Genomic DNA, 25,985 nt, shown 5'->3' with positions numbered 1-25,985 from the left:
CGCATCGGCGGCTGGATCGCCCTCGGCATCGTGCTCGTGATCCTCGGCGGCATCGCCGGCGGCGCGTACTACGTGTGGACGACGTACGAGGACCAGATCCGCGAGGTCATGGGCTGGGAAGAGCCCAAGGACTACGAGGCCGGCCTCGCCAACGGCGAGGCGTTCGTCACGATCGCATCGGGCGACACCGGATCGCCCATCTCGCAGTCGCTGTACGACGCGGGAGTGACCAAGACCCCCGACGCCTTCTACGACTACCTGATCACGACCGGGCAGAACCCGATGTTCCAGCCCGGCGTGTACAAGCTCCAGAAGCAGATGACGAGCGAGGCGGCACTCGCGGCCCTCCTCGAGCCGGCGAACAAGCAGGAGTTCACCGCGCAGATCCCCGAGGGCTTCACGCTCGCCGGCACGCTCGAGCGGATCTCCGAAGGCACCGGCATCCCGCTCGCCGATCTGCAGGCTGCCGCCGCCGACCCGTCTCAGTACGGTGTTCCCGTCGATCCGGCCATCGTCGCGGCAGGGGGGCAGCCGCTCGAGGGCTGGTTGTTCCCCGCGACCTACACGTTCGACCCCAGCGTGACGGCGCAGTCCGCGATCCAGACCCTCGTCGACCGAACGGTGCAGTCGCTCGATGCGGCGGGCGTTCCCGCCGAGGACCGCCAGCGCATCCTCACGGTCGCCTCGATCATCCAGCGCGAGGCGCGCTACGAGGTCGATATGCAGAAGGTCTCGCGCGTGATCCAGAACCGCCTCGATCCCAGCAACCAGGAGACCTTCGGCAAGCTGCAGATGGACTCGACGGCGCAGTACGGCTACGGCGAGATGCACGACGGCACGGTGAGCTCGTCCGAAGAGGCGCTGAACGACCCGAACCCGTGGAACACGTACTACCACGCGGGGATGCCGATCGGTCCGATCTCTAACCCGGGTGACGTGGCGATCGACGCGGCCATGCATCCCGCGGACGGGCCGTGGCTGTACTTCGTGACGGTCAACCTCGACACGGGCGAGACGATCTTCACGAGCACGTACAGCGAGCACCTAGAGTACGTGGACCAGTGGCAGCAGTGGTGCAGCGAAAACCCGGACCGGGGGTGCTGAGCCCCGAGGCGACGCGTCTCGAGGTCTGGGGCGATCCGATCGCGCACAGTCGCTCGCCGCAGCTGCACGCCGCGGCGTACGCGGTGCTCGGTCTGGACTGGTCCTATGGGCTGCGCCGCGTCGACGAGGCGTCGTTCGCACGCGAGTTGACCGAGCTGGACGACAGCTGGCGCGGTCTCTCGCTCACGATGCCGCTGAAGGGCGTGGCCTTCGTGGCGGCATCCACCCGCGACCGCCGGGCCGAGCTGACCGGCGCCGTCAACACGCTGCTGCTCGATCCCGCCGGTCCGCGCGGTTTCAACACCGATGTCGGGGGCATCGTGCGCGCCCTCGCCGACGACGGGATCACGACGGTCGCGCATGCCCGCATCGTCGGCGCCGGTGCCACGGCGACCTCCGCCCTCGTCGCCCTGTCAGAGCTCGGGGTCGAAGAGGTCGACGTGGTCGCGCGCCGGCCCGAAGCGGTGGCGCCCCTGGCCGAGCTCGGTCGTCGGCTCGGCATCGCGGTGCGGACGGTCGCATTCCCGGCATCCGATCACCGCGCCGTGGAGCTCACCATCGCGACGCTGCCGGGGGACGCGCCGGTGACGGATGCCGCCGCCGACGCGCTCGCACGCGCCGGCGGCCTGCTGCTGGATGTCGTCTATGGGCACTGGCCCACCGCCCTGTCGGCCGCGTGGGATCGAGCGGACCGCGTCGCGCGGTCGGGGCTCGGGATGCTGCTGCACCAGGCCCTGCTGCAGGTCCGGATCTTCCGGAACGGCGACCCGGACGCGCCGCTCTCGAACGAGGCGGAGTCGCTGGAGGCGATGCGCCGCGTGCTCGAGGAGCCGACGACGGCGTAACGGCGGCCCCGGGCGTGGGAGACTGGACCAATGCTCCGCGTGCTCACGGCCGGCGAATCGCACGGCCCCGAACTCGTCGCCGTCATGGAGGGCCTGCCTGCGGGCGTCCCCATCTCCCGCGCCGCGATCCAGGCGGATCTCGCGCGCCGCAAGCTCGGCTACGGCCGCGGCTCGCGCATGAAGTTCGAAGAGGACGAGCTGACCATCTCGTCGGGTGTCGTGCACGGCACGAGCCTCGGCAGCCCCATCGCGCTGCGCATCGGCAACACCGAATGGCCGAAGTGGGTCGAGGTCATGAGCCCCGAGCCGGTCGAGCTCACCGAGAAGTCGCGCGGCCGCGGCGCCGCGCTCACGCGCCCGCGACCGGGCCACGCTGACCTCGTCGGCATGCAGAAGTACGGCTTCGACGAGGCCCGGCCGATCCTCGAGCGCGCGAGCGCCCGCGAGACGGCCGCCCGCGTCGCGCTCGGCGCCATCGCCCGCGCGTTCCTGGCCGAGCTCGGCATCCGTCTCGTCAGCCACACGCTCTCGATCGGCCCGGTGCAGGTTCCCGCGGGCTCGGCCCTGCCCACGCCGGACGACGTCGAGACGCTCGACGCGGATCCGCTGCGCTGCTTCGACGCCGCCACGAGCGCGGCCATGGTGGCCGAGGTCGACGAGGCGCGCAAGGACGGCGACACGCTCGGCGGCATCGTCGAGGTGCTGGCCTACGGCCTGCCGCCGGGGCTCGGCTCGCACGTCCACTGGGACCGCCGCCTCGACGCCAAGCTCGCGCAGGCGCTCATGAGCATCCAGGCCATCAAGGGCGTGGAGGTCGGCGACGGCTTCGAGACGACCCGCCGCCGCGGCTCCGCCGCCCACGACGAGCTGTTCGTGGCAGGCGAGGGCATCACGCGCTCGAGCGACAAGGCGGGCGGCACGGAGGGCGGCATGTCGACCGGCACCGTGCTGCGCGTGCGCGCCGGCATGAAGCCGATCGCGACCGTGCCGCGGGCCCTCCGCACTGTGGATGTCGCGACCGGCGACGCCGCGTCGGCGCACCACCAGCGCTCCGACGTGTGCGCCGTCCCGGCGGCGGGCGTCGTCGCCGAGGCGATGGTCGCGGTGGTCCTGGCCGACGTCGTGCTGGAGAAGTTCGGCGGCGACAGCGTCGCCGAGACGCGCCGCAACCTCGAGGGCTACCTCGCCGCCATCCCCGACGCGCTGCGCAGCGCGGCCGAGAGCGACGCCGGCCTCGCCGAGCATGACCTCGCACTCTGACGCCGTCGTGCTGATCGGTCCGATGGGGGCCGGCAAGACCAGCATCGGCAAGAAGGCCGCACGCGCACTCGGTGTGCGCTTCTTCGACACCGACGCGGCGGTCGTCCGCGACCACGGACCCATCGAGCAGCTCTTCGTCGAGCACGGCGAGGCGCGCTTCCGCGCGGCCGAGCGCGCCGCGGTCAGCGAGGGCCTCGCCACCGGCGGCATCGTCTCGCTGGGCGGCGGGGCCGTCATGGATCCCGACACGCGCGCCGAGCTCGCCGGTCACCGCGTCGTCCTCCTCACCGTGTCGCCGCGCGTGGTGGCGGGCCGCGTACGCGACTCGAACCGCCCGCTGCTGCAGGGTGGCGACGACGCGATCGAGCGCTGGACGGCGATCTTCGAAGAGCGCCGCCCAGTGTACGAAGAGCTCGCCGACGTGACGTTCGACACGTCGACCGGCCCGCTGCAGGACGTCGTGGACGCCCTGGTCGCCTGGGTGCGCGGCCAGACCGCCGAGCCCACCGACTCCGCACGGCCGGGCGACATCAGCCCCCGCGAGAAGGAGCAGACCGCGTGACCGATGCGACGACCATCACCGTGAGCGGGGACGCGAGCTACGACATCACCGTCGGCCACGGCATCCTGGCCTCCCTCGGCGAAGCGCTGCCCGCGGCCGCCCGCAAGGTGCTCGTGATCCACCCGCCGACCCTCGCCGCCCAGGCGGAGGGCCTGCGCGCGCAACTGGTGGGCGACCGTGAGGTGCTGCTGGCCGAGATCCCCGACGCCGAGGCCGGAAAGCGCATCGAGGTCGCCGCGTTCTGCTGGCAGGTCATGGGCAAGGCCGACTTCACCCGCACCGACGTCGTCGTAGGCTTCGGCGGGGGAGCGGTCACCGATCTCGCCGGCTTCGTCGCGGCCACCTGGCTGCGCGGCGTCGAGGTGGTGCAGGTGCCGACCACCGTGCTCGGCATGGTGGACGCGGCCGTCGGCGGCAAGACGGGCGTCAACACCGCCGAGGGCAAGAACCTCGTGGGCGCCTTCTGGGCGCCGCGCGCCGTCATCTGCGACCTCGACCTGCTCGACTCGCTGTCGCGCAACGAGCGCGTCGCGGGCTACGCCGAGGTCGTCAAGGCCGGCTTCATCTGGGCTCCCGAGATCCTCGACCTCGTCGAGGCCGACCCCGAGACCGCCGTCGACCCGCAGAGCGCCGCCTTCCGTCGCACCATCGAGCTCGCCATCGAGATGAAGGCGCGCGTCGTGGGGGAGGACCTGCGTGAAGCCGGCCTCCGCGAGATCCTCAACTACGGCCACACCCTCGGCCACGCCATAGAGCACGCCGAGCGCTACCGCTGGCGCCACGGCGCCGCGATCTCGGTCGGCATGGTCTTCGCCGCCGAGCTGTCACGGCTGGCGGGCCGGCTCCCGGATGCCGCCGCGCAGCGCCACCGCGACATCCTGGAGTCTCTCGGCCTGCCGACGACGTACGGTGCAGGGCGCTGGCCGACGCTGCTGGCAACCATGCAGCGCGACAAGAAGAGCCGCGGCGGCATGCTGCGCTTCATCGTGCTCGACGACATCGCCAAGCCCACCGTGCTCCAGGCGCCCGACGAATCCCTGCTCTTCGCCGCGTACCAGGAGGTCGCGGGCTGACGACGCGCCGATCGCCCCGATAGGGTGCTCGGATGACGGCATCGCCCGACCCTCGCCTCGCGGTGCGCCGCATCCGCTCCGACGAATGGCCTGCGGTACGCGCGCTGCGGCTCGAGTCCACCAGCGACCCCGACGCGGCGATCGCGTTCCTCGAGACTCCCGAGCAGGTCGCCGCGCGCAGTGACGACTTCTGGCGCGAGCGGACGCAGACCGCGGCGACCAGCGAGACCGCGGCGCAGTTCGTCGCGGTGGTCGACGGCGTCTGGGTCGGCAGCCTGTCGGTGCTGATCCGCGCCACCGGGCAGAAGGATCACCTCGGGCGGTTCGTCGACGACCGCAGAGCCGACGTCGTGGGCGTGTATGTGAACCCCGACCACCGTGGCTCCGGTGCGGTCGATGCCCTGCTCGCTGCGGCTGCGCAGTGGGCGGCCGGCCTCGGGCTGAGCAGGATCAGCCTCGACGTGCACCGCGACAACCCCCGCGCCCAGGCCGCGTACCGTCGATCCGGCTTCGCCCCCACCGGTGAGACGTACACGAGTTCGATCGGCCCGGAGATCGTCATGGCGCGACCGCTGCCCTGACACGAGGCATCCCCGCACCCGCTGATATCGTGGTGCGACCATGACCACGCCCCGCCGCCTGCTGCTCGTCAACGGACCCAATCTCAACCTCCTGGGCGCGCGGGAACCCGACATCTACGGCACAGCGACGCTCGCGGACGTGGAGCAGGTGACGACGGATGCCGCCGCCCGCCGCGGCTTCGAGGTGAGGGCGGTGCAGAGCAACCACGAGGGCGTGCTCCTGGACGCGATCCACGCGGCACGCGACGACTGCGCCGGCATCGTGATCAATCCCGGCGGGCTCACCCACACGTCCGTCGTGCTGCGCGACGCTCTCTCGGGCGTCGGCCTTCCCGTCGCCGAGGTCCACATCTCCGACGTGAAGACACGGGAAGAATTCCGTCATCATTCGTACGTCGCCGACGTCGCCCTGGTGCACGTGATCGGCGAGGGCGTGGCCGGCTACGCGACGGCCGTCGGGCGTCTCATCGACATCCTCACCGGGCAGGCCGAGGGCTGACGAATCGGCCGGGACCAGGCATCCCGTAGAATCGAACGTCGGCGCTGCCGGTCCCTGTGCTTGTCGAAGGGCAGCGACCGCCTCTCACTTCACGCCGCGCACACCACAACGAAACGGATTCGCACCCTCATGGCATCCACCGCAGACATCAAGAACGGCGTCGTCCTCAGCATCGACGGTCAGCTCTGGAACGTCATCGAGTTCCAGCATGTCAAGCCGGGCAAGGGTGGCGCATTCGTCCGCACGAAGCTCAAGAACGTCGTCTCGGGCAAGGTCGTCGACCGCACCTACAACGCGGGCGCGAAGATCGACATCGAGAACGTCGACCGCCGCGACTTCACGTACCTGTACAACGACGGCGACAACTTCGTCTTCATGGACGTCGTCGACTACGACCAGATCAACGTGGGCGCCGCCACCGTCGGCGATGCCGCCAACTTCCTGCTCGAGAACCAGCAGGTGCAGATCGCGCTCAACAACGGCAACCCGCTCTACGTCGAGCTGCCCGCGTCGGTCATCCTCGAGATCACCTACACCGAGCCGGGCCTGCAGGGCGACCGCTCGTCGGCGGGCACCAAGGCGGCGACGGTCGAGACGGGCTACGAGATCCAGGTCCCGCTGTTCGTGGAGACGGGCACCAAGGTCAAGGTCGACACGCGCACCGGCGACTACCTCGGCCGCGTCAACTGAGGTCGGCGGCCGCTGACCGATGAGTGCCCGTACGAAGGCGCGCAAACGCGCGCTCGACATCCTCTTCCAGGCCGACGTCCGCGGCGATGCGCCGGCGACCGTCCTCGCCGCCGAGGCGAAGCGGGCCGCAAACGAGCCCGCCCGCCAGGCCTCGTGGCTGTACGCCCGTGAGATCGTCGACGGCGTGATCGACAACCAGGACGCCATCGACGAGCAGATCACCACGTTCGCCAAGGACTGGACGCTCGCGCGCATGCCCGCGGTCGACCGCGCCGTGCTGCGCATCGGCGCATGGGAGATCCTCTACAACGACGAGGTGCCCACCGCCGTCGCCATCGACGAGGCGGTCGAGCTCGTCAAGGAGTTCTCGACCGACGAGTCCGGCCCGTTCGTCCACGGCGTCCTCGCCCGGATCGCGCGCGCCGGCTGATCACCGCACGCTCGCCGCGCTGTCGGCGCGCCTTGGCAGGATGGATGCCGTGACCCCGCCGTCCGCCGGACCCCCGCCGTTCGTCGACCCCGGGCACATCCGCCGCCACACCGACAGCGGCTCGTACGAACGCGGCGCCGCCTACTTCGCCGACGGGGCGGTGCAGCGGCTCGAGTGGGATCCGGTCGCTCTCGTGATCGAGGCCGTCGTCGCCGGCAGCGCCGGCAGGACGTACCGCTGCCGGGTGCGGCTCGACCCGCAGCGGGTGGACCACCCCATCGCCGCGACGTCGTGCACGTGCCCGGTGCAGTTCGACTGCAAGCACACGGTGGCGACGCTGCTCGCCGCCAACCGGCTCGCGGCGTCCGCACCGGCCGAACCGGGCGGATCGTCGTGGCGTGCGGTGTTCGCCTCGCCGGCCCCGGCGGCGCGGACCTACACGCCGCTCGCCCTCGGCGTCGAGCTGCGCCAGCGCGTCCGTCGCGGCGCATCGGCCTGGGCGCCGGCCCGCGTCGAGTCGGCGACGCCCCGCGGTCTGCACCAGCACGGCGCCGATGTGCTCGTCGGTCTCCGTCCACTCGAGCGCTCCGGCCGTTCCGACGCCTGGATCAAGGGCGGCGTGTCGTGGGACGCGCTGCGCCGACCGACGACGGTGTACAACCCCGCGCAGGCCCGCTGGTTCGCCGAGCTGCACAGCATCGGCCGCGACGTCCGATCGTTCGGCGCCTTCTCCGACGTGTCGGAGTGGCTGACGCTCGACGACATCGAGTCCAGCCTCCTCTGGCCGCACCTGGCCGCCGCCGCAGGCCACGGCATCCCGTTCGTCCCGACGAAGCGCAGCAGCACGGTCGCACTGGCGTCCACGGCGACCGTCGCTGTGCAGGCGCAGCGAACCGCACACGGCCTCGAGGTCCTGCCCGTCGTCACGATCGACGGCGAGCAGGATGATGCCGCCACCCTGCGCCCGGTCGGACACACAGGGGTCTACCGCTTCACGGTGCAGCGTGAGCGCATCGATCTGGTGCTGGCCGCCGTCGCGCTGCCCGACCCGGTACCCGCGCTCCTCACCGCGCGCGAGGCGGTGACGGTCCCGGCCGAAGAGGCCGACGAGTTCGTCCGCGACCACCTGCCCCGCATCGCACGGCGCGTGGAGATCGACGCCCCGGGTCTCGAGGTCGCGCCGCCACCCCGGCCGCAGCTGGTGCTGCTGGTGAAGTTCGAGCCGAGCCACCGGCTCGTCTACACGCTGTCGTGGCGCTATGGCGACGCCGAGCTGCGGGGGCTCGACGCGACCGACGACGACCGCGACGCGGCGGCAGAAGCGGCGATCCGCGGCCGCGTCGAGGCGCTGTGGCGGGATCACGCCCCCGTGGACTTCGCCGCCGCCGGGTCGCTCGTGAGGCTGGAAGCAGCGGAGTTCGCCTCGCAGCTGCTGCCACTCCTGGAAGCCGACGAGGACGTCCGCGTCGAGATCTCGGGCGAGCGTCCGCCGTACCGCGAGCTCTCCGGCGATCCCCGGATCGACATCACCTCGGTCGAGACGACCGACGCCGACTGGTTCGACCTGGGCGTCGTCGTGACGATCGACGGCCGCCGCATTCCGTTCGGAACCCTGTTCACCGCTCTCTCTCGCGGCCGCAAGAAGATCCTGCTCAGCGACGGCGCCTACTTCTCACTGTCCCATCCCTCACTGCACCGGCTGCGCGACCTCATCGACGAAGCCGGAGAGCTCGATGAATGGGAGACCGGGCCGCGCATCAGCCGGTACCAGACGGCGCTGTGGGCGGATTTCGAGGATCTCGCCGATGATGCGCAACCCGCGGTCTCCTGGCGCGCCACGGTCGAGGCGCTGCGTGACGCCGACGGGGTGCCCGCCACGCCGCTCCCGTCCACGCTGCAGGCGGACCTGCGCCCGTATCAGCGGGTCGGCTACGACTGGCTGGCCTTCCTGTGGCAGCACCGGCTCGGCGGCATCCTGGCCGACGACATGGGTCTCGGCAAGACACTGCAGCTGCTGGCCCTCATCGCCCACGCGCGTGAGCACGGCGAGGAGCGCCCCTTCCTGGTGGTGGCGCCCACATCCGTGCTCTCGACATGGCGCAGCGAGGCGGCGCGGTTCGTGCCCGGTCTGCGTGTGGCCGTCGTCGACGCGACGCGCGCCAAGCGGGGGACGACGGTGTCGGATGCCGCAGCCGCCGCCGACATCGTCGTGACCTCGTACACGCTGCTGCGCCTGGATGAGGCCGAGTTCGGCCGTGTCACGTGGGCGGGCCTGATCCTGGACGAGGCGCAGTTCGTGAAGAACAGCCAGACCAAGGCCTACCGGGCGGCACGCGACCTGCCGGCAGATGTCGTCTTCGCCGTCACCGGCACGCCGCTCGAGAACAGCCTCACCGAGCTGTGGGCGCTGCTCTCGCTCACGGCGCCCGGTCTGTTCCCGTCGGCACGCCGGTTCCGCGAGGAGTACATCGGTCCGATCGAGAAGGGCAAGGTGCCCGAGAACCAGGAGGGCGGCGCGTATCGCGCCGGCCGTCTCGCGCGCCTGCGGCGCCGCATCCGTCCGCTGGTGCTCCGACGCACGAAGGAGCTGGTCGCAGCCGACCTGCCTGCGAAGCAGGAGCAGGAGGTGCGCATCGAGCTAGGCGCCGCCCACCGCGCCCTCTACGACACTGTCCTGCAGCGTGAGCGCCAGAAGGTGCTGGGACTGCTCGAAGACCTCGACCGCAACCGCTTCATCGTGTTCCGCTCCCTGACCCTGCTGCGCATGCTCAGCCTCGCCCCCGAGCTCGTCGATCCGGCCCACGCCCATATCGCGCCGAGCAAACTGGGCGCCCTGTTCGAGCAGCTCGACGAAGCCCTCGCCGAGGGGCACCGCGCCCTCGTGTTCAGTCAGTTCACGTCGTTCCTCGGCCTGGTGTCGGCGCGACTCGAGGAGCGCGGCATCCCCTACGCGTACCTCGACGGGTCGACGCGCGATCGCGATGGCGCCGTCGAGGCCTTCCGCGGGGGAGAGGCGCCGGTGTTCCTCATCAGCCTCAAGGCGGGCGGCTTCGGCCTGACGCTGACCGAGGCGGACTACGTGTTCCTGCTCGACCCCTGGTGGAATCCGGCCGCCGAGGCGCAGGCGGTCGACCGCGCGCACCGCATCGGCCAGCACCGCAGCGTCATGGTGTACCGCCTCATCGCCAACGGCACCATCGAGGAGAAGGTGATGGCGCTGCAGCGGCGCAAGGCGCGACTGTTCCGGTCGGTGATGGACGACGATGCCCTCTTCGGCCAGGCGCTCACCGCCGACGACATCCGCGGGCTGTTCGACGAGTGAGCCTCGCTGCCGCACCGGCTACCGAGCGGATCGCTTTTGCACGGCCGCGCGATCCGGTGCGCTCGACGAGCCTCGCCTAGACTCGTCTGGTTCGCGGATCGATTGCTGGATAGGGGAGGAGTCCCATGCGCATCACGGGCCTCGGCCACGCCGGAATGTTCATCGAGACGGCGGGAGGAAGCATCCTCTGCGACCCGGTGATCGGCCCGACCTTCTTCGGGTCGTGGTTCCCGTTCCCCGACAACCGGGGACTCGACTGGCAGAAGTACGGCAACGCGGACTTCCTGTACATCTCGCACCGACACCGTGACCACTTCGACCCGGCGCTTATGGAGCGCTTCGTTCCGAAGAGCATCAGGGTGCTGCTCCCGGAGTACCCCACCGACGACCTCGAGCAGGATCTCCGCGCGCTCGGCTACGACAACATCGTCTTCACCCAGGCGGGCGTCCCGCTCGACTTCGGCGACCTCAAGGTGATGGTCACCCCGCTGCGCGCGCCGAGCGACGGGCCGATCGGCGACTCGTCCCTGAGCGTCGACGACGGCACAGCCAGCATCCTGAACCAGAACGACTCGCACCCGCTCGACCTCGAGAAGCTGCTGGGCTTCTCCAAGCCCGAGGCGTACTTCACGCAGGTCTCGGGCGCCATCTGGTGGCCGATGGTCTACGACCTGCCCCAGGACGCCAAGCAGAACTTCGCGAAGCTCAAGCGCGACGCGCAGAACAAGCGCGCGATGTACTACATCGAGAAGGTCGATGCCGAGCACGTCTTCCCGATGGCCGGTCCGCCGATGTTCCTGCGCGAGGAGCTGTTCAAGTACAACGGCTACGGTCTCGACGGCGATGCGATCTTCACCGACCAGCGGCAGTTCCTGCAGCACATGAAGGAGCTGCGTCCCGACCAGAAGAGCTACGAGTTCTTGCCGGGAACCGTCGTCGAGCTGAACGACGGCGAGATCTCGATCACGCAGACCCTCTACACGGATGCCGAGATCGACCGCATCTTCGACGACAAGTGGTCGTATCTGGCCGAGCAGCGCGACTCCCGCCAGGAAGAGATCCGCGCGGAAGAGGCGTCGCGCGCCGCCGTGCTGCCGCCCGACGAGATGCTCTCCGCGATCAAGGAATGGTGGGAGCCGCTGCTGCGGCGCGCCCGCACGATCCGCAACGGAGTCGGCGGCGTCGTGCGCTTCCGCATCGGCGACCTCGACATGGTGGTGGACTTCCCGAAGGCGAAGGTCCGCGAGTACGCCGATGACGAGTGCATCTACTGGTACACCATCCCCGCTGACTTGGTGTCGACCAACATCGCCGACCACGAGATCGACTGGTCGAACTCGATCTTCCTCTCGATGCAGTTCGAGGTGGGGCGCAGCGGCAAGTTCAATGAGTTCCTGACCACGTTCCTCAAGTGCCTGTCACGCGACCGCATCGAGTACGTCGAGAACTGGTACGCGGAGCAGACGGATCAGACCGAGGACGCCCAGCTCGGCGACTGGCTCGTGCAGCGTCGCTGCCCGCACCTCCGCGCGGACCTGACCAAGACGGGCAAGATCGAGGACGGCGTCCTGACCTGCTCCCTCCACGACTGGAAGTGGGATCTCGCCAGCGGCAAGTGCCTGACGAGCCAGGGACACCCCATCCGCGCGTCCCAGGTGGAGGACGATCTGTACCGCGCAGCGGCGACCTCCGCGGCCTGATCCACTTCGAAGCGCCGTCTCGTTGTGGATGATCTACAACGAGACGGCCGTTCCGTCCCCGATGCCATGTAGGCGGGACGTCAATCTGTGCAGCCGCGTATCATCGCGCCCCCCGCTCGAGTCCTGATCACCGTGCCCGCGATCGCGGGCGATCAGAACCCGAAGGAGTCACGCCATGACCACCGTTCCCGCACACGGCGCCGGCCGCGTCGTCGCCCCCGCGTCCACCGGTCGCCCCCACCCGATCCGCTCCCTCCTCTCGTGGGAGTCGCGCGCTGAGGCCGCCGTCAAGGTCTCGCTGCAGCGCTGGAGCATCGCGGCTCTGCGCGTCGCCCTCGGCGCCGTCTTCGCCGTCTTCGGCGCACTCAAGCTGTTCCCGGGCGTCAGCCCGGTCGAGGCTCTCGTGAGCCAGACCTGGGAGAAGCTCACCTTCGGGCTCGTGAGCGGACAGGCCGCGCTCGTCGCGACCGCCGTGATCGAGGTCGCCGCAGGAGCCCTCCTCATCGCCGGCGGCGCATTCGCCCGCATCGGTCTGGTGGTGCTCGCACTCGCATTCGTCGGCATCCTGTCGCCGATCGTGCTGCTGCCCGGCGAGGTCTTCAGCCCCGTCGGCCCGACACTCACGGGGCAGTACATCTTCAAGAACGTGGTGCTGATCGCGGCCGCACTGGTCGTCGCCTCCCAGGTTCTCCGCGGTTCGTCGACGCGACGCTGACCACGGGCATCTCCGCCGCGAAGGCCGGTCCCGATTCGGGGCCGGCCTTCGCGGTGACATAGACTGGGCGGCGATCACAGCAACCTTTAACCCCGTCCCGTGAGGCGGAGAAGGGAGCGGCGGATGAGCACGCCCACCGTGCAGCCTCGCACCGTCATGACCGGCGCCGACATCGCCCGGGCCCTGACTCGGATCTCCCACGAGATCCTCGAGTCCAACAAGGGCCCCGACGATCTGGTTCTTCTCGGCATCCCCACTCGCGGCGTCACCCTCGCGCAGCGGATCGGTGCGCTGGTGGAGCAGTTCGGCGGCGTACCGGTCCCGATCGGCGCTCTCGACGTCACGATGTACCGTGACGACCTGCACCGCAATCCGACCCGCGCCCCGCAGCGCACCCAGATCCCGCCGGGCGGCGTCGACGGCAAGGTCGTCGTCCTGGTGGACGACGTGCTCTTCTCCGGGCGCAGCATCCGCGCGGCCCTCGACGCTCTGCAGGACATCGGCCGCCCCGCCGCGGTGCGACTGGCGACCCTCGTCGACCGCGGGCACCGCGAACTGCCCATCCGGCCCGACTTCGTCGGCAAGAACCTGCCGAGCTCCCGTGACGAGCGGGTCAACGTGCGCCTCGAAGAGACCGACGGCGCGGAGTCCGTCACGATCGAGGGGCGGTGACGGTCGGCTCATGAGGCACCTCCTCGACACCCAGACCCTCGCCCGCACGGATGCTCTGCGCATCCTCGATGTGGCCGAAGACATGGCAGACACGCAGCGGCGCGAGGTCAAGAAGCTGCCGACACTGCGCGGCAAGACCGTCGTCAACCTCTTCTTCGAGGATTCGACGCGCACGCGCATCTCGTTCGAGGCGGCAGCGAAGCGCCTGTCGGCCGACGTGATCAACTTCTCCGCGAAGGGCTCCAGCGTCTCGAAGGGCGAGTCGCTGCAGGACACCGCGCAGACCCTCCAGGCGATGGGAGCGGATGCCGTCGTCATCCGCCACGGCGCGTCCGGCGCGCCGCGCACCCTCGCCACCAGCGGCTGGATCAGCGCCGGGGTGGTCAACGCCGGCGACGGCACCCACGAGCACCCCACGCAGGCGCTCCTCGACGCGTTCACGATCCGCAAGCGCCGCTTCGGCGACGACAGCCGCGGCCGCGACCTCGCCGGGGTGAAGGTGACCATCGTCGGGGACGTCCTGCACTCGCGGGTCGCCCGCTCGAACGTGTGGCTGCTCACCACCCTCGGCGCCCGGGTGACCCTGGTCGCTCCGCCGACCCTCGTGCCGCAGGACATGTCGCGGTGGCCCGTGCAGGTGCGGTACGACCTGGACGAGGCGATCTCCGCCGGCCCCGACGCGCTCATGATGCTGCGCATCCAGCTCGAGCGCATGAATGCGGCGTATTTCCCGACTGAACGGGAGTATTCACGCCGCTGGGGCCTCGACGCACGCCGTCTTCAGGCACTCGGAGCGGATAGCATTGTCATGCACCCCGGACCCATGAACCGGGGTCTGGAGATCTCCGCAGAAGCCGCGGACTCGCCGCGCTCGACGGTGCTCGAGCAGGTCGCGAACGGCGTCTCGGTGCGCATGGCCGCGCTCTACCTGCTGCTGGCAGGAGCGGAGCACGGAGCGGCCGAGACCGCACCCGCGACGGACGCCCCGGTCACCGGCGGCGAAGAGAAGGAGAACACCCGATGAGCGAGACCCTTCTCTTCCGCGGGGCACACGTCGAAGGATCCACCGCTGCCGACGTGATCGTCGACGACGGCGTCATCGCCGAGATCGGCCCCGGTCTCAGCCGCGCCGGGGCGACCGTCGTCGACGTCGACGGTCTGGTGATGCTGCCCGGCCTGGTGGACCTGCACACGCACCTGCGCGAGCCCGGGTACGAGGCGTCCGAGACGATCCTCACCGGTTCGCGGGCAGCAGCTGCGGGCGGCTACACGGCCGTCTTCGCAATGCCCAACACCTCGCCCGTCGCCGACACCGCCGGCGTCGTCGAGCAGGAGCTCGCCCTCGGCGAGGCGGCCGGCTTCGTCACGGTGCAGCCGATCGGCGCCGTCACCGTCGGCCAGAAGGGCGAGCGTCTGGCGGAGCTCGGCGCGATGGCCGATTCCCGGGCGCGCGTGCGCGTCTTCAGCGACGACGGCTTCTGCGTCTGGGACCCGCTCATCATGCGGCGAGCGCTCGAGTACGTGAAGGCGTTCGACGGCGTGATCGCCCAGCACGCGCAGGATCCGCGGCTCACCGAGGGCGCCCAGATGAACGAGGGCGCGGTCTCGGCCGAGCTGGGCCTCGCAGGCTGGCCGGCGGTGGCAGAGGAGTCGATCATCGCCCGCGACGTGCTGCTCGCGGAGCACGTCGGCTCACGCCTGCACGTGTGCCACCTCTCGACGGCAGGCTCGGTCGACATCATCCGCTGGGCCAAGCGCCGCGGCGTCGACGTCACCGCTGAGGTGACGCCGCACCACCTGCTGCTCACCGACGAGCTGGTGCGCGACTACGACGCCCGCTTCAAGGTGAACCCGCCGCTGCGGCGCGAGGAGGACGTGCTCGCGGTGCGCGAGGGCCTCGCCGACGGCACCATCGACATCGTCGCGACCGATCACGCCCCGCATCCGACCGAGGCGAAGGCGTGCGAGTGGCACGCTGCAGCCAACGGCATGGTGGGGCTCGAGAGCGCGCTGCGGGTGGTCCAGCAGGCGATGGTCGACACGGGGCTGCTCACCTGGGGCGACGTCGCCCGGGTGATGTCGCGCGAGCCCGCGCGGATCGGCCGCCTCACCGGTCACGGCACCCCCCTCACCGAGGGGCAGCCGGCATCCCTCGCGTTCTACGACCCGGCCCCGCGCCGCACCTTCACGACCGACGATCTGCGCGGGCGGAGCGTGAACTCGCCGTACCTCGGGCGCGAGCTGCCGGGCGACGTGCGCTGGACCCTCCACCGGGGCACGGTCACGGTCGCCGACGGCGCCCTGCTCGACGCACCGGGGGTGCGCGCATGACTCGCGAGGGTGCGCTCGGCGTCATCGTGCTCGTCACGATCGCGCTGCTCGGCCTGCTGGTGTGGGCGTGGTGGCGACGGACGCGGCGCGATGCGACGCCCCTGGTCCACCCGGGAGAACTTCCCGCCGACGCCCACGTGCGCGCGACGTTCGCCGCACTGTACGTCGCGACGACCGCTCGCGACGCTCCGCTGGAGCGCATCGCGGCCCCCGGCATGGCGTTCCGCTCGAAGGCGACCGTGACGGTCGCCGACGAGGGCGTCGCCGTGGGTCTCACCGGGCAGGACCCGTTCGTGCTGACTCCCGACCGCATCGTCGACGTCGGCCAGTCCACGGTCGCGATCGACCGCGTCGTCGAAGCCGGCGGCCTCACCCGGCTGACCTGGCGCACCGACGCCGGCTCGACCGTCGACACCTACTTCCGACCCCAGGATGCCTCGGCCCGCGCCCTCGCGGACGCTGTGGCCGGCATCCTTCCCCCGACCCAGACGGGAACCGATTCATGACCTCCCTCTTCCAGACAGACCCTGCCGTCCTCGTGCTCGAGGACGGGACCCGCCACGTCGGACGCGCGTACGGCGCCCTCGGCACCACGATCGGCGAGGTCGTCTTCGCCACCGGCATGACCGGCTACCAGGAGACGCTCACCGATCCCTCGTACGCCGGCCAGATCGTGCTGCAGACGGCGCCCCACATCGGCAACACCGGCATGAACGACGAGGACCCGGAGTCCCGCCGCATCTGGGTGTCGGGCTACATCGTGCGCGACCCCTCGCGCGTCGTCTCCAACTGGCGCGCCGACGAGTCGCTCGACGACGCGCTGGTCGAGGACGGCGTCGTCGGCATCAGCGGCATCGACACGCGCGCCGTGACCCGCCACATCCGCTCGGCCGGCAGCATGCGCGGCGCGATCTTCTCCGGCGAGGCCGCGGCGATCGACGCCGAGGAGCAGCTGCGACTGGTGCGCGAGGCGCCCGAGATGGCCGGCCAGAACCTCTCGGCGCAGGTGTCGGTGACCGCCGCCGAGGTCACGGAGGCGACGGGGGAGCGCATCGGCAACCTCGCGGTGCTCGACCTCGGCGTGAAGCAGGCGACCGTCGACAACCTCGCCGCCCGCGGGTTCGAGGTGCACGTGCTGCCGCAGGACGTCACGATCGACCAGATCCGCGCGATCGACCCGGTCGCGGTCTTCTACTCCAACGGCCCCGGCGATCCGGCCGCGTCGGGCGACCACGTCGACCTCCTGCGCGACGTGCTCGACGACGGCCTGCCGTTCTTCGGCATCTGCTTCGGCAACCAGCTGCTCGGCCGCGCGCTCGGCCTGGGCACCTACAAGCTGCCGTTCGGCCACCGCGGCATCAACCAGCCGGTGCTCGACAAGTCGACCGGTCGCGTCGAGATCACCGCCCACAACCACGGGTTCGCCGTGGACGCGCCGGTGGACGGCGAGTTCGACAGCCCCCACGGCTACGGGCGCATCGAGGTCAGCCACGTCGGGCTGAACGATCAGGTGGTCGAGGGCCTGCGGGCCCTCGACATCCCCGCGTTCTCCGTGCAATACCACCCCGAGGCGGCCGCCGGCCCGCACGACGCCAACTACCTGTTCGACCGCTTCCGCGACCTCGTCGTCGCGAACCTCCAGAAGAAGGCCGCGAAGTAATGCCCAAGCGCGACGACATCAACTCCGTCCTGGTCATCGGCTCCGGCCCGATCGTCATCGGGCAGGCGTGCGAGTTCGACTACTCGGGCACACAGGCCTGCCGCGTCCTCCGCGAGGAGGGCGTGCGCGTCATCCTGGTGAACTCGAACCCGGCCACGATCATGACCGACCCCGACTTCGCCGATGCGACCTACATCGAGCCGATCAACTGGCGTGTGATCGAGACGATCATCGCGAAGGAGAAGCCCGACGCGATCCTGCCGACGCTGGGCGGCCAGACGGCGCTCAACGCCGCGATCGACCTCCACAAGCACGGGATCCTCGAGAAGTACGACGTCGAGCTCATCGGCGCCGACTTCGAGGCGATCAACAAGGGCGAGGACCGGCAGATCTTCAAGCAGCTCGTGCTCGACGCGGGCGCCGACGTCGCGGCATCCCGGATCGCCCACACCATGGACGAGGTGCTCGCCGCCGCCGACGAGCTGGGCTACCCGCTCGTCGTCCGCCCGTCCTTCACGATGGGGGGCCTCGGCTCGGGCTTCGCGTACGACGAGGCCGACCTCCGGCGCATCGCCGGTGCGGGCCTGCACGACTCGCCGACCAACGAGGTGCTCCTCGAGGAGTCCATCCTCGGCTGGAAGGAGTACGAGCTCGAGCTCATGCGCGACACCGCCGACAACACGGTCGTCGTCTGCTCGATCGAGAACGTCGACCCCGTCGGCGTGCACACGGGCGACTCGATCACCGTCGCCCCGGCGCTGACCCTCACCGACCGCGAGTACCAGAAGCTGCGCGACATCGGCATCGACATCATCCGCGCGGTGGGCGTCGACACCGGCGGCTGCAACATCCAGTTCGCCGTGGACCCTGCGACCGGGCGCATCATCGTGATCGAGATGAACCCCCGCGTCTCGCGGTCCTCGGCGCTCGCCTCCAAGGCGACCGGCTTCCCGATCGCCAAGATCGCGGCCAAGCTCGCGATCGGCTACCGCCTGGACGAGATCCCCAACGACATCACCAAGGTGACGCCGGCGAGCTTCGAGCCGACGCTCGACTACGTGGTCGTGAAGGTGCCCCGCTTCAATTTCGAGAAGTTCCCGGCAGCCGACACCACGCTGACCACGACCATGAAGTCGGTCGGCGAGGCGATGGCGATCGGCCGCAACTACGCGACCGCTCTGCAGAAGGCGCTGCGCTCGCTCGAGAAGCGCGGGTCGAGCTTCCACTGGGGCGACGAGGCGCGCTCGGTCGACGAGCTGCTCGAGATCGCGAAGCGGCCGACCGACGGCAGGATCGTCGTGCTGCAGCAGGCGCTGCGCAAGGGCGCCACGGTCGAGCAGGCGTTCGAGGCCACCAAGATCGACCCGTGGTTCATCGACCAGATCGTCCTCATCAACGAGGTCGCCGAGTTCGTGCGCCAGGCGGGGGAGCTGGATGCCGCCACCCTGCGCATCGCGAAGGAGCACGGCTTCAGCGACGCCCAGATCGCCGAACTCCGCTCCGACACCGAGGCCCAGGTGCGCGGCGTCCGCCACGGACTCGGCATCCGTCCGGTCTACAAGACCGTCGACACCTGCGCGGGGGAGTTCCCCGCGCTCACGCCGTACCACTACTCGAGTTACGACGCCGAGACCGAGGTCACGCCGTCGGAGCGCACGAAGGTCGTCATCATCGGGTCGGGGCCGAACCGCATCGGCCAGGGGGTCGAGTTCGACTACTCGTGCGTGCACGCGTCGTTCGCGCTGGCCGACGCCGGCTACGAGACGGTCATGGTCAACTGCAACCCCGAGACCGTGTCGACCGACTACGACACCTCCGACCGCCTCTACTTCGAGCCGCTGACCCTCGAGGACGTCCTCGAGGTGCTGCACGCCGAGGCGCAGTCGGGCGAGATCCTCGGCGTCATCTGCCAGCTCGGCGGCCAGACGCCCCTGGGTCTCGCCAAGGGCATCGAGGACGCCGGCTACACGATCCTCGGCACCAAGCCGGCCGCGATCGACCTCGCCGAGGAGCGTGAGCTGTTCTCGCGCCTGCTCGACGAAGCCGGACTCGTCGCGCCGCGCAACGGCACCGCGATCGACGTGGAAGGCGCCGTCGCGGTGGCCGAGGAGATCGGCTACCCGGTGCTCGTGCGCCCGAGCTTCGTGCTCGGCGGCCGCGGCATGGAGATCGTGTACTCGACCGAGGCGCTGCGCGACTACTTCGTGCGCATCGCCGACGCGGCGATCATCGGCCCCGGTCTGCCGCTGCTGGTGGACCGCTTCCTCGACGACGCGATCGAGATCGACGTCGACGCGCTGTTCGACGGCACCGAGCTGTACATCGGCGGCGTGATGGAGCACCTCGAGGAGGCCGGCATCCACTCCGGCGACTCGTCGTGCACCCTGCCGCCGGTCAGCCTCGGCCGCACCGACATCGATCGCGTCCGCATCGCGACGCACGCCATCGCCGAGGGCGTCGGTGTGCGCGGACTCCTCAACGTGCAGTTCGCCATCTCGGCCGGCGTGCTCTACGTGATCGAGGCGAACCCGCGCGCGAGCCGCACCGTGCCCTTCGTCTCGAAGGCGCTCGGCATCCCGCTCGCCAAGGCCGCCTCGCGCATCATGGCGGGCACGTCGATCGCCGACCTCAAGGCGGAAGGGCTGCTGCCCGAGCAGGACGGCTCGCGCGTGCCGCTGGACGCGCCGGTCGCGGTGAAGGAGGCCGTGCTGCCCTTCAAGCGGTTCCGCACGGCCGACGGTCAGACCGTCGACTCGGTCCTCGGCCCCGAGATGCGCTCCACCGGCGAGGTCATGGGCATCGACCGGGACTTCCCGACGGCCTTCGCCAAGTCGCAGGAGGCCGCGTACGGCGGCATGCCGCAGTCCGGGACGGTCTTCATCTCGGTCGCCGACAGTGACAAGCGGGCCGTGATCCTGCCCGCCCACCGCCTGCAGGAGCTCGGCTTCGAGCTGGTCGCGACCGAGGGCACCGCCGAGATCCTCGCCCGCAACGGCATCAAGGTGCGCGTGGTCAGCAAGTACTCCGAGACCCAGGAGTCGGGCGCCACCAACATCGTGGACCTGATCAACGCCGGCGAGATCGACATCGTGGTGAACACCCCGTCCGGCGGCGCGGCCCGCGCCGACGGCTACGAGATCCGCGCCGCGGCGGTGGCCGGCGACAAGGCGCTGTTCACGACGATGGCCGTGCTCGGCGCCGCGGTCAGCGCGCTGCCGGTGCTGCGCGAGGGCTTCGACGTCAGGAGTCTCCAGGAATACGCAGAGGATCGGCGGGCGCGCGCATGATCTCGTTCGGCGAGCGGGTCCGCGCCGCCTTCGCCGCGCACGGCCAGCTGTGCGTCGGCATCGATCCGCACGTCCATCTCCTCGCCGAGTGGGGACTGGATGCCTCCGCCGTCGGTGCGCGCGAGTTCGGCCTGCGCGTCGTGGAGGCCGCTGCGGGCCGCGTCGGCGTCGTCAAGCCCCAGGTCTCGTTCTTCGAGGTCTACGGCTCGGCGGGCTTCGCCGCCCTGGAGGACGTCCTCGCCGCCGCGCGCGCCGCCGGTCTGCTGGTGATCGCCGACGCCAAGCGCGGCGACATCGGATCGACCATGGATGCCTACGGAGAGGCCTGGCTCACGCCGGGCTCTCCGCTGGAGGCCGACGCGATGACGGCGAACCCCTTCCTCGGCGTAGGCGCTCTCGAGGGCACGTTCGACGTCGCGGAGCGCAACGGCAAGGGTGTGCTCGTGCTCGCCGCGACGAGCAATCCCGATGGCTTCACCGCGCAGCGGGCGGTCCTCCCGACCGGCGAGACGGTATCGGCCGCGATCATGCGCGAGATCTCGGAGCACAACGCCCGTTCGACTCCGGACGGCCAGTGGGGGAGCCTCGGCGTGGTCATCGGCGGTACCGTGGACTGGGAGGATGCCGGCCTCGCGGCGTTCTCACCGGTCGCCCCGATCCTCGCTCCGGGCTTCGGTCACCAGGGGGCGGAACCGGATCAGCTCCGCGCGCGCTTCGGCGCGCTGGCGGAAGCGGTGATAGCGTCGGAGAGCCGCAGCATCCTGGCTGCCGGACCCGACCGGCTCGCCGCGCGCATATCCGAGCGCGCCCTTCTCTACCGTGGTGATTGACATGCCCGATTCGCGCACCCTTCCCGACGGGGCTCCGCCCCACCCCTCTGGCGCGCATTCGCGGCCACCCGAGGTCGACCGCGTAGCGGCCTCGCGCCGCGCCGTCGCCGCCCGACGGGAGCGCGCAGCGCTCAAGAAGGACGTGGCGATGCGGGTGATCACGCCGCAGGAGCTGCTGCGGCGTGCCCTCGCAGACCCGACCTCGCCCGCGGGCGCGATGCGCGTGCCGGAGTTCCTGACCGCGATCCCCGCGATCGGCGAAGGCAAGCGCGACCGCATCCTCCACGACCTCGAGATCTCGCCCGTCAAGCGGCTCGGCGGACTCGGCTCGCGCCAGCGCGAGGACCTCCGCCGCTTCCTCGACACCCGCTGGCCCGAGATCGAGCCCCGCGGCGGCCGCAGCCGCCTCGTCGTGCTCGCGGGCCCCACGGCGGTCGGCAAGGGCACGGTCGCCGCCCACATCAAGGCGCACCACCCCGAGATCCTGCTCTCCGTGTCGGCGACCACGCGCGCCCCGCGCCCCGGCGAGATCGACGGCGAGCACTACTTCTTCGTCGACGACGCCGAGTTCGACCGGATGATCGACGACGGAGAGCTGCTGGAGCACGCGACCGTCCACAACGCGTATCGCTACGGCACCCCGCGCAAGCCGATCGAGAAGGCCCTCGCCGAGGGGCGCACCGTCCTGCTCGAGATCGACCTCCAGGGCGCCCGCCAGGTGCGGGAGGCCGACACGTCGGCGACGCTCGTGTTCCTGCTGCCGCCGAGCTGGGACGAGCTGGTGCAGCGGCTCGTCGGCCGCGGCACCGAGGGCGCCGCCGAGCGCGCGCGGCGCCTGCGCACGGCCAAGACCGAGCTCGCCTCCCAGGGCGAGTTCGACTACCGCGTCGTGAACGACGACGTCGCCCGCGCGGCCGACGAGGTCGCCCGCCTCGCGCACTGACGGCATCCCGTTCGATCGATCCGCCCCGCCGCGGCGCCGCCGCACGTCCGCTCGGCGGCCGCCGTCCCGTAGAATGGTGGGATGCCTCGGCACCCCGAGGCCCGCAGACTCCCATTCCGACATCCGATCCAGGAGGTTTCGCCATGGCCGGAACGAACCAGGGCATCATCGAGCCCCCCATCGACAGCCTGCTCGAGAAGGTCGACTCGAAGTACCAGCTCGTGATCTTCGCGTCCAAGCGCGCGCGTCAGATCAACGACTACTACTCCGACCTCCACGAGGGCAACCTGTTCGACAACGTGGGCCCGCTCGTCGACTCGACGGTCGAGGACAAGCCCCTCACGATCGCGATGCACGAGATCCACGAGGACAAGCTGCGCCTGCGCCGCGCGGAGTAATCCCGTTACGAACCCTGTGCCCCCGAAGACGGTGATGTCCGTCTCCGGGGGCATACTGGTGTCCGCCCCCCGGCGTCGGACACCAGGGCGACCGGCGCCACGACAACTGGAGTATCGATGACCGACCTGCGTCTGTTCACGTCCGAATCCGTCACCGAGGGCCATCCCGACAAGATCTGCGACCAGATCTCGGACTCGATCCTCGACGCGATCCTCGAGGCGGACCCGAACGGCCGGGTGGCCGTGGAGACGCTCGTCACCACCGGCCTGGTCCACGTCGCGGGCGAGGTGTCGACCTCTGCCTACGTCGAGATCCCCGCGATCGTGCGCAGCGTCGTCAACCGCATCGGGTACACCTCGAGCGAGACCGGCTTCGACGGCGACTCGTGCGGCGTCAGCGTGTCGATCGGGGCGCAGTCCTCCGACATCGCGGCCGGCGTCGACAAGGCGTTCGAGCGGCGCGAGGACGGTTCCGAGGACCCGCACGACCTGCAGGGCGCGGGCGACCAGGGGATCATGTTCGGCTACGCGACCACCGAGACGCCGCAGCTCATGCCGATGGCCGCCTGGACGGCGCACCGCATGGCGGAGCGTCTCGCCGAGGTGCGCCGGTCTGGGGAGCTGCCGTTCCTGCGACCCGACGGCAAGACCCAGGTCACGCTCGGCTACGAGGGCGACACCCCGCGGACCGTCGAGTCTGTCGTGCTGTCGACGCAGCACCAGCCCGACATCTCGCAGAAGGCGCTGCGCGCCGCGGTCCGCGCCGAGGTCATCGACCCGGTGCTCGAGGCGACGGGCCTCGACCTTCCCGACGTGAAGTTCTACATCAACCCCGCCGGCCCGTTCGTCACGGGCGGCCCGAAGGGCGACGCCGGTCTGACCGGCCGCAAGATCATCATCGACACCTACGGCGGGGCCTCGCGCCACGGCGGCGGCGCATTCAGCGGGAAGGACCCCTCGAAGGTCGACCGCTCGGCGGCGTACGCGATGCGCTGGGTCGCCAAGAACGCGGTCGCGGCCGGGCTCGCCGACCGCCTCGAGGTGCAGGTCGCCTACGCGATCGGCAAGGCCAAGCCCGTCGGACTCTATGTCGAGACGTTCGGCACCGGCCGCGTCGCCGACGATGTCATCACGGCCGCGATCCTCGACGTCTTCGACCTGCGCCCCAAGGCGATCATCGACCAGCTGGATCTGCTGCGCCCGATCTACGCGCAGACCGCGGCATACGGCCACTTCGGTCGCGAGCTGCCCGATTTCACGTGGGAGCGCACCGACCGCGCCGACGCGCTGCGCGCGGCCGCCGGGCTCTGACGCCGGCCGCGTGACCGCGGTGCACGACGACGAGAACGGCCCCGGCGAGGGTACGCGACCTGCGCGCCGCGTCGCGCGCGTGCTCATCGACTCCCCGCTGCCGCAGCTGGACCGGCTGTTCGACTACGAGATCCCCGCCGAGCTCGCGGCCGACGCGCAGCCCGGCGTGCGGGTGCGCGTGCCGCTGCGCAGCGCCGGACGCGTCGTTGACGGCCTCCTCGTCGAGCTGGGGGAGCCGGATGCCTCCGACCGGCCGCTGTCTCAGCTCGAGGCCGTCGTCTCGCCCGTGGCGGTGCTGACGCCGGCGCTCTACGCGCTCGCGCGCCGTGCCGCCGATCGGGCCGCCGGCTCAGCCGGCGACATCCTGCGGCTTGCCATTCCGAAGCGCATGGTCCGCGCCGAGAAGGCGTGGCTGGCGGCCGAGCCGCCCTCGCCTCCCCGCGTGGAGGAGGCGGACGCCGCGTGGGCCGCCGACGTGCTCGCCGTGTATCCCGGCCTCGCCGAGGCGCTGGACGGCGGCGAGCGCGTCGCGCTCGACGCCCCGCCCGTGCCCGCGCAGCTCGAGGACGGCACCGTCGTCGGTTCATGGGCGATCCTCCTCGCCGCGGCGGCGACCCGCGTGCTCGCCGCTGGGCGCAGCGCCGTCATCGCCGTCCCCGACCATCGCGACCGCGCGCAGCTCGAGGCGGCCCTGCTGAGCCGCATCCCTGCCGACGCGTTCGTCCGCGACGACGCCAAGCAGAGCGGTCCCGCCCGGTATGCGGCGTTCCTGCGCACCCTCGCGGACGCACCGTGCGTGGTCATCGGCAACCGCTCCACCGTGTACGCGCCGGTCGGCGACCTCGGGCTCGTCGCGCTGTGGGACGACGGCGATCCGCTCCTCGCCGAACCGCTCAGTCCGGGCGTCCACGCCCGCGACGCGGCACTGCTGCGCCAGGAGCTCCACGGCGGCGCGCTCGTCTTCGCGGGGCACACGCGCACCACCGATGTGGAGCGGCTGGTCGCCGTGGGCTGGGTGCGCGATCTTCCGGCCGCGCGCCGGCTGAGCCCGCGCGTGGTGCTCAGCGCGAACCGCGAGGGCGAGTCACGGGCGGCGCGGGTGCCGTCGTCGGCGTTCGCCGCCGCGCGCGAGGCTCTCGCCGACGGGCCCGTCCTCGTCCAGGTCGCACGCCCGGGGTATGCCCCCGTCCTCGTCTGCGCGAAGTGCCGCCACCCCGCCCGATGCCCGCACTGCAGTGGGCCTCTGCACGCCGCTCGGCAGGGCGCGGTGCCGACGTGCACGTGGTGCGGTCGCGCCGCCCACGCCTGGGCATGCCCCGAGTGCTCGTCGACCCTGCTGCGCATGGCGTCGTCGGGCAGCGAGCGGACCGCCGACGAGCTCGGGCGGGCCTTTCCCGGCACCCGCGTGATCATCGCCGACGGCGATCATCCGGTCACCGAGGTCGACGGGCGTCCGGCGCTGGTGGTCGCGACGCGGGGAGCCGAGCCGCTGGCGATCGGCGGCTACCGGGCGGTGATCCTGCTGGACGGCGATCGGATGCTGATGGCCGAGGATCTGCGCATCGGCGAGTCGTGCCTGCGGTGGTGGTCGAACGCCGCCGCACTGGCCGCTCCGGGCGCCCCGGTGCACCTGGTCGGCGTGGCGGGAGAGGTCGCCCGGGCGCTCGCGACGTGGACGCAGGCCGCCTACGCCCGTGCGGAGCTCGCCGACCGGGCGCCGCTGCGGATGCCGCCCACCGTGCGGGTGGCGGCGGTCGAGGGGCCGCGGCGGG

At 71.0% G+C, this 25,985-nt stretch carries 23 protein-coding genes; all 23 read left to right on the top strand.

All coding sequences use genetic code 11. From position 1 onward, the window contains the following. Positions 1–1,104: endolytic transglycosylase MltG (gene mltG / locus ACI3KX_RS17775; RefSeq protein ID WP_404910545.1), on the top strand; the 1,104-nt coding region annotated here is incomplete at its 5' end. Further along, the gene (locus ACI3KX_RS17770) at positions 1,074–1,949 is read left to right on the top strand and encodes a shikimate dehydrogenase family protein (protein WP_404910544.1); all 876 of its coding nucleotides are present in this window, start codon (positions 1,074–1,076) and stop codon (positions 1,947–1,949) included. The genes mltG and ACI3KX_RS17770, both read left to right, overlap by 31 nt. Positions 1,950–1,979: 30 nt before the next feature. Further along, entirely contained in the window at positions 1,980–3,209 is a 1,230-nt protein-coding gene (aroC, locus tag ACI3KX_RS17765; RefSeq protein ID WP_363357385.1) for a chorismate synthase, read from the top strand. Continuing rightward, positions 3,193–3,771, top strand: a complete 579-nt coding sequence (locus tag ACI3KX_RS17760; RefSeq protein ID WP_404910543.1) for a shikimate kinase — start codon at positions 3,193–3,195, stop codon at positions 3,769–3,771. Before aroC ends, ACI3KX_RS17760 begins: the two co-directional genes overlap by 17 nt. Next, positions 3,768–4,844 (top strand): 3-dehydroquinate synthase, encoded by a 1,077-nt coding sequence (gene aroB / locus ACI3KX_RS17755; protein ID WP_404910542.1) that lies wholly within the window; start codon positions 3,768–3,770, stop codon positions 4,842–4,844. The genes ACI3KX_RS17760 and aroB overlap by 4 nt, the downstream gene beginning before the upstream one ends. Positions 4,845–4,876: 32 nt before the next feature. Continuing rightward, entirely contained in the window at positions 4,877–5,425 is a 549-nt protein-coding gene (locus ACI3KX_RS17750; RefSeq protein ID WP_404910541.1) for a GNAT family N-acetyltransferase, read from the top strand. Positions 5,426–5,465: 40 nt separating this feature from the next. Then, the gene (aroQ, locus tag ACI3KX_RS17745; protein ID WP_349427547.1) at positions 5,466–5,924 is read left to right on the top strand and encodes a type II 3-dehydroquinate dehydratase; all 459 of its coding nucleotides are present in this window, start codon (positions 5,466–5,468) and stop codon (positions 5,922–5,924) included. 129 nt (positions 5,925–6,053) lie between these two features. Continuing rightward, the gene (efp, locus tag ACI3KX_RS17740) at positions 6,054–6,614 is read left to right on the top strand and encodes an elongation factor P (RefSeq protein WP_349427548.1); all 561 of its coding nucleotides are present in this window, start codon (positions 6,054–6,056) and stop codon (positions 6,612–6,614) included. Between the two features lie 19 nt (positions 6,615–6,633). Next, the gene (gene nusB, locus ACI3KX_RS17735) at positions 6,634–7,044 is read left to right on the top strand and encodes a transcription antitermination factor NusB (protein WP_308867280.1); all 411 of its coding nucleotides are present in this window, start codon (positions 6,634–6,636) and stop codon (positions 7,042–7,044) included. Between the two features lie 49 nt (positions 7,045–7,093). Then, complete coding sequence (locus ACI3KX_RS17730) at positions 7,094–10,366, top strand: SNF2-related protein (RefSeq protein ID WP_404910540.1); 3,273 nt, start codon at positions 7,094–7,096, stop codon at positions 10,364–10,366. Positions 10,367–10,491: 125 nt separating this feature from the next. Then, the gene (locus ACI3KX_RS17725; RefSeq protein WP_363357390.1) at positions 10,492–12,066 is read left to right on the top strand and encodes a Rieske 2Fe-2S domain-containing protein; all 1,575 of its coding nucleotides are present in this window, start codon (positions 10,492–10,494) and stop codon (positions 12,064–12,066) included. A gap of 175 nt (positions 12,067–12,241) precedes the next feature. Beyond that, a complete protein-coding gene (locus ACI3KX_RS17720; RefSeq protein ID WP_363357391.1) occupies positions 12,242–12,781 on the top strand; it encodes a DoxX family protein in 540 nt (179 codons plus the stop codon). Positions 12,782–12,904: 123 nt separating this feature from the next. After that, positions 12,905–13,453 (top strand): bifunctional pyr operon transcriptional regulator/uracil phosphoribosyltransferase PyrR, encoded by a 549-nt coding sequence (gene pyrR, locus ACI3KX_RS17715; RefSeq protein ID WP_349427555.1) that lies wholly within the window; start codon positions 12,905–12,907, stop codon positions 13,451–13,453. Positions 13,454–13,463: 10 nt separating this feature from the next. Continuing rightward, complete coding sequence (locus ACI3KX_RS17710; protein ID WP_349427556.1) at positions 13,464–14,477, top strand: aspartate carbamoyltransferase catalytic subunit; 1,014 nt, start codon at positions 13,464–13,466, stop codon at positions 14,475–14,477. Continuing rightward, positions 14,474–15,784 carry a dihydroorotase gene (locus ACI3KX_RS17705; RefSeq protein ID WP_363357392.1) on the top strand — a complete coding sequence of 437 codons (1,311 nt, stop codon included), beginning with the start codon at positions 14,474–14,476 and terminating at the stop codon, positions 15,782–15,784. The genes ACI3KX_RS17710 and ACI3KX_RS17705 overlap by 4 nt, the downstream gene beginning before the upstream one ends. Further along, positions 15,781–16,290 carry a hypothetical protein gene (locus tag ACI3KX_RS17700; protein WP_363357393.1) on the top strand — a complete coding sequence of 170 codons (510 nt, stop codon included), beginning with the start codon at positions 15,781–15,783 and terminating at the stop codon, positions 16,288–16,290. The genes ACI3KX_RS17705 and ACI3KX_RS17700 overlap by 4 nt, the downstream gene beginning before the upstream one ends. Further along, positions 16,287–17,444, top strand: a complete 1,158-nt coding sequence (gene carA / locus ACI3KX_RS17695) for a glutamine-hydrolyzing carbamoyl-phosphate synthase small subunit (RefSeq protein ID WP_363357394.1) — start codon at positions 16,287–16,289, stop codon at positions 17,442–17,444. Before ACI3KX_RS17700 ends, carA begins: the two co-directional genes overlap by 4 nt. Continuing rightward, complete coding sequence (gene carB / locus ACI3KX_RS17690) at positions 17,444–20,731, top strand: carbamoyl-phosphate synthase large subunit (protein WP_404910538.1); 3,288 nt, start codon at positions 17,444–17,446, stop codon at positions 20,729–20,731. The genes carA and carB overlap by 1 nt, the downstream gene beginning before the upstream one ends. Beyond that, complete coding sequence (pyrF, locus tag ACI3KX_RS17685) at positions 20,728–21,561, top strand: orotidine-5'-phosphate decarboxylase (protein ID WP_404910537.1); 834 nt, start codon at positions 20,728–20,730, stop codon at positions 21,559–21,561. The genes carB and pyrF overlap by 4 nt, the downstream gene beginning before the upstream one ends. Before the next feature lies 1 nt (position 21,562). Then, positions 21,563–22,504 (top strand): guanylate kinase, encoded by a 942-nt coding sequence (gene gmk / locus ACI3KX_RS17680; protein ID WP_404910536.1) that lies wholly within the window; start codon positions 21,563–21,565, stop codon positions 22,502–22,504. Between the two features lie 143 nt (positions 22,505–22,647). Continuing rightward, complete coding sequence (rpoZ, locus tag ACI3KX_RS17675) at positions 22,648–22,902, top strand: DNA-directed RNA polymerase subunit omega (RefSeq protein ID WP_018170775.1); 255 nt, start codon at positions 22,648–22,650, stop codon at positions 22,900–22,902. A 117-nt stretch (positions 22,903–23,019) separates the two neighbouring features. Continuing rightward, complete coding sequence (gene metK / locus ACI3KX_RS17670) at positions 23,020–24,213, top strand: methionine adenosyltransferase (RefSeq protein ID WP_363357398.1); 1,194 nt, start codon at positions 23,020–23,022, stop codon at positions 24,211–24,213. Positions 24,214–24,223: 10 nt separating this feature from the next. Further along, positions 24,224–25,985, top strand: a 1,762-nt coding sequence (locus ACI3KX_RS17665; protein ID WP_404910535.1) for a primosomal protein N', incomplete at its 3' end; no start/stop codon positions are given.

Source organism: Microbacterium sp. ZW CA_36, from assembly GCF_044987475.1.
Lineage (GTDB): Bacteria > Actinomycetota > Actinomycetes > Actinomycetales > Microbacteriaceae > Microbacterium.
Note: the sequence above shows the minus strand (reverse complement) of the source record. Positions and strands in the feature narration are given on the sequence as shown.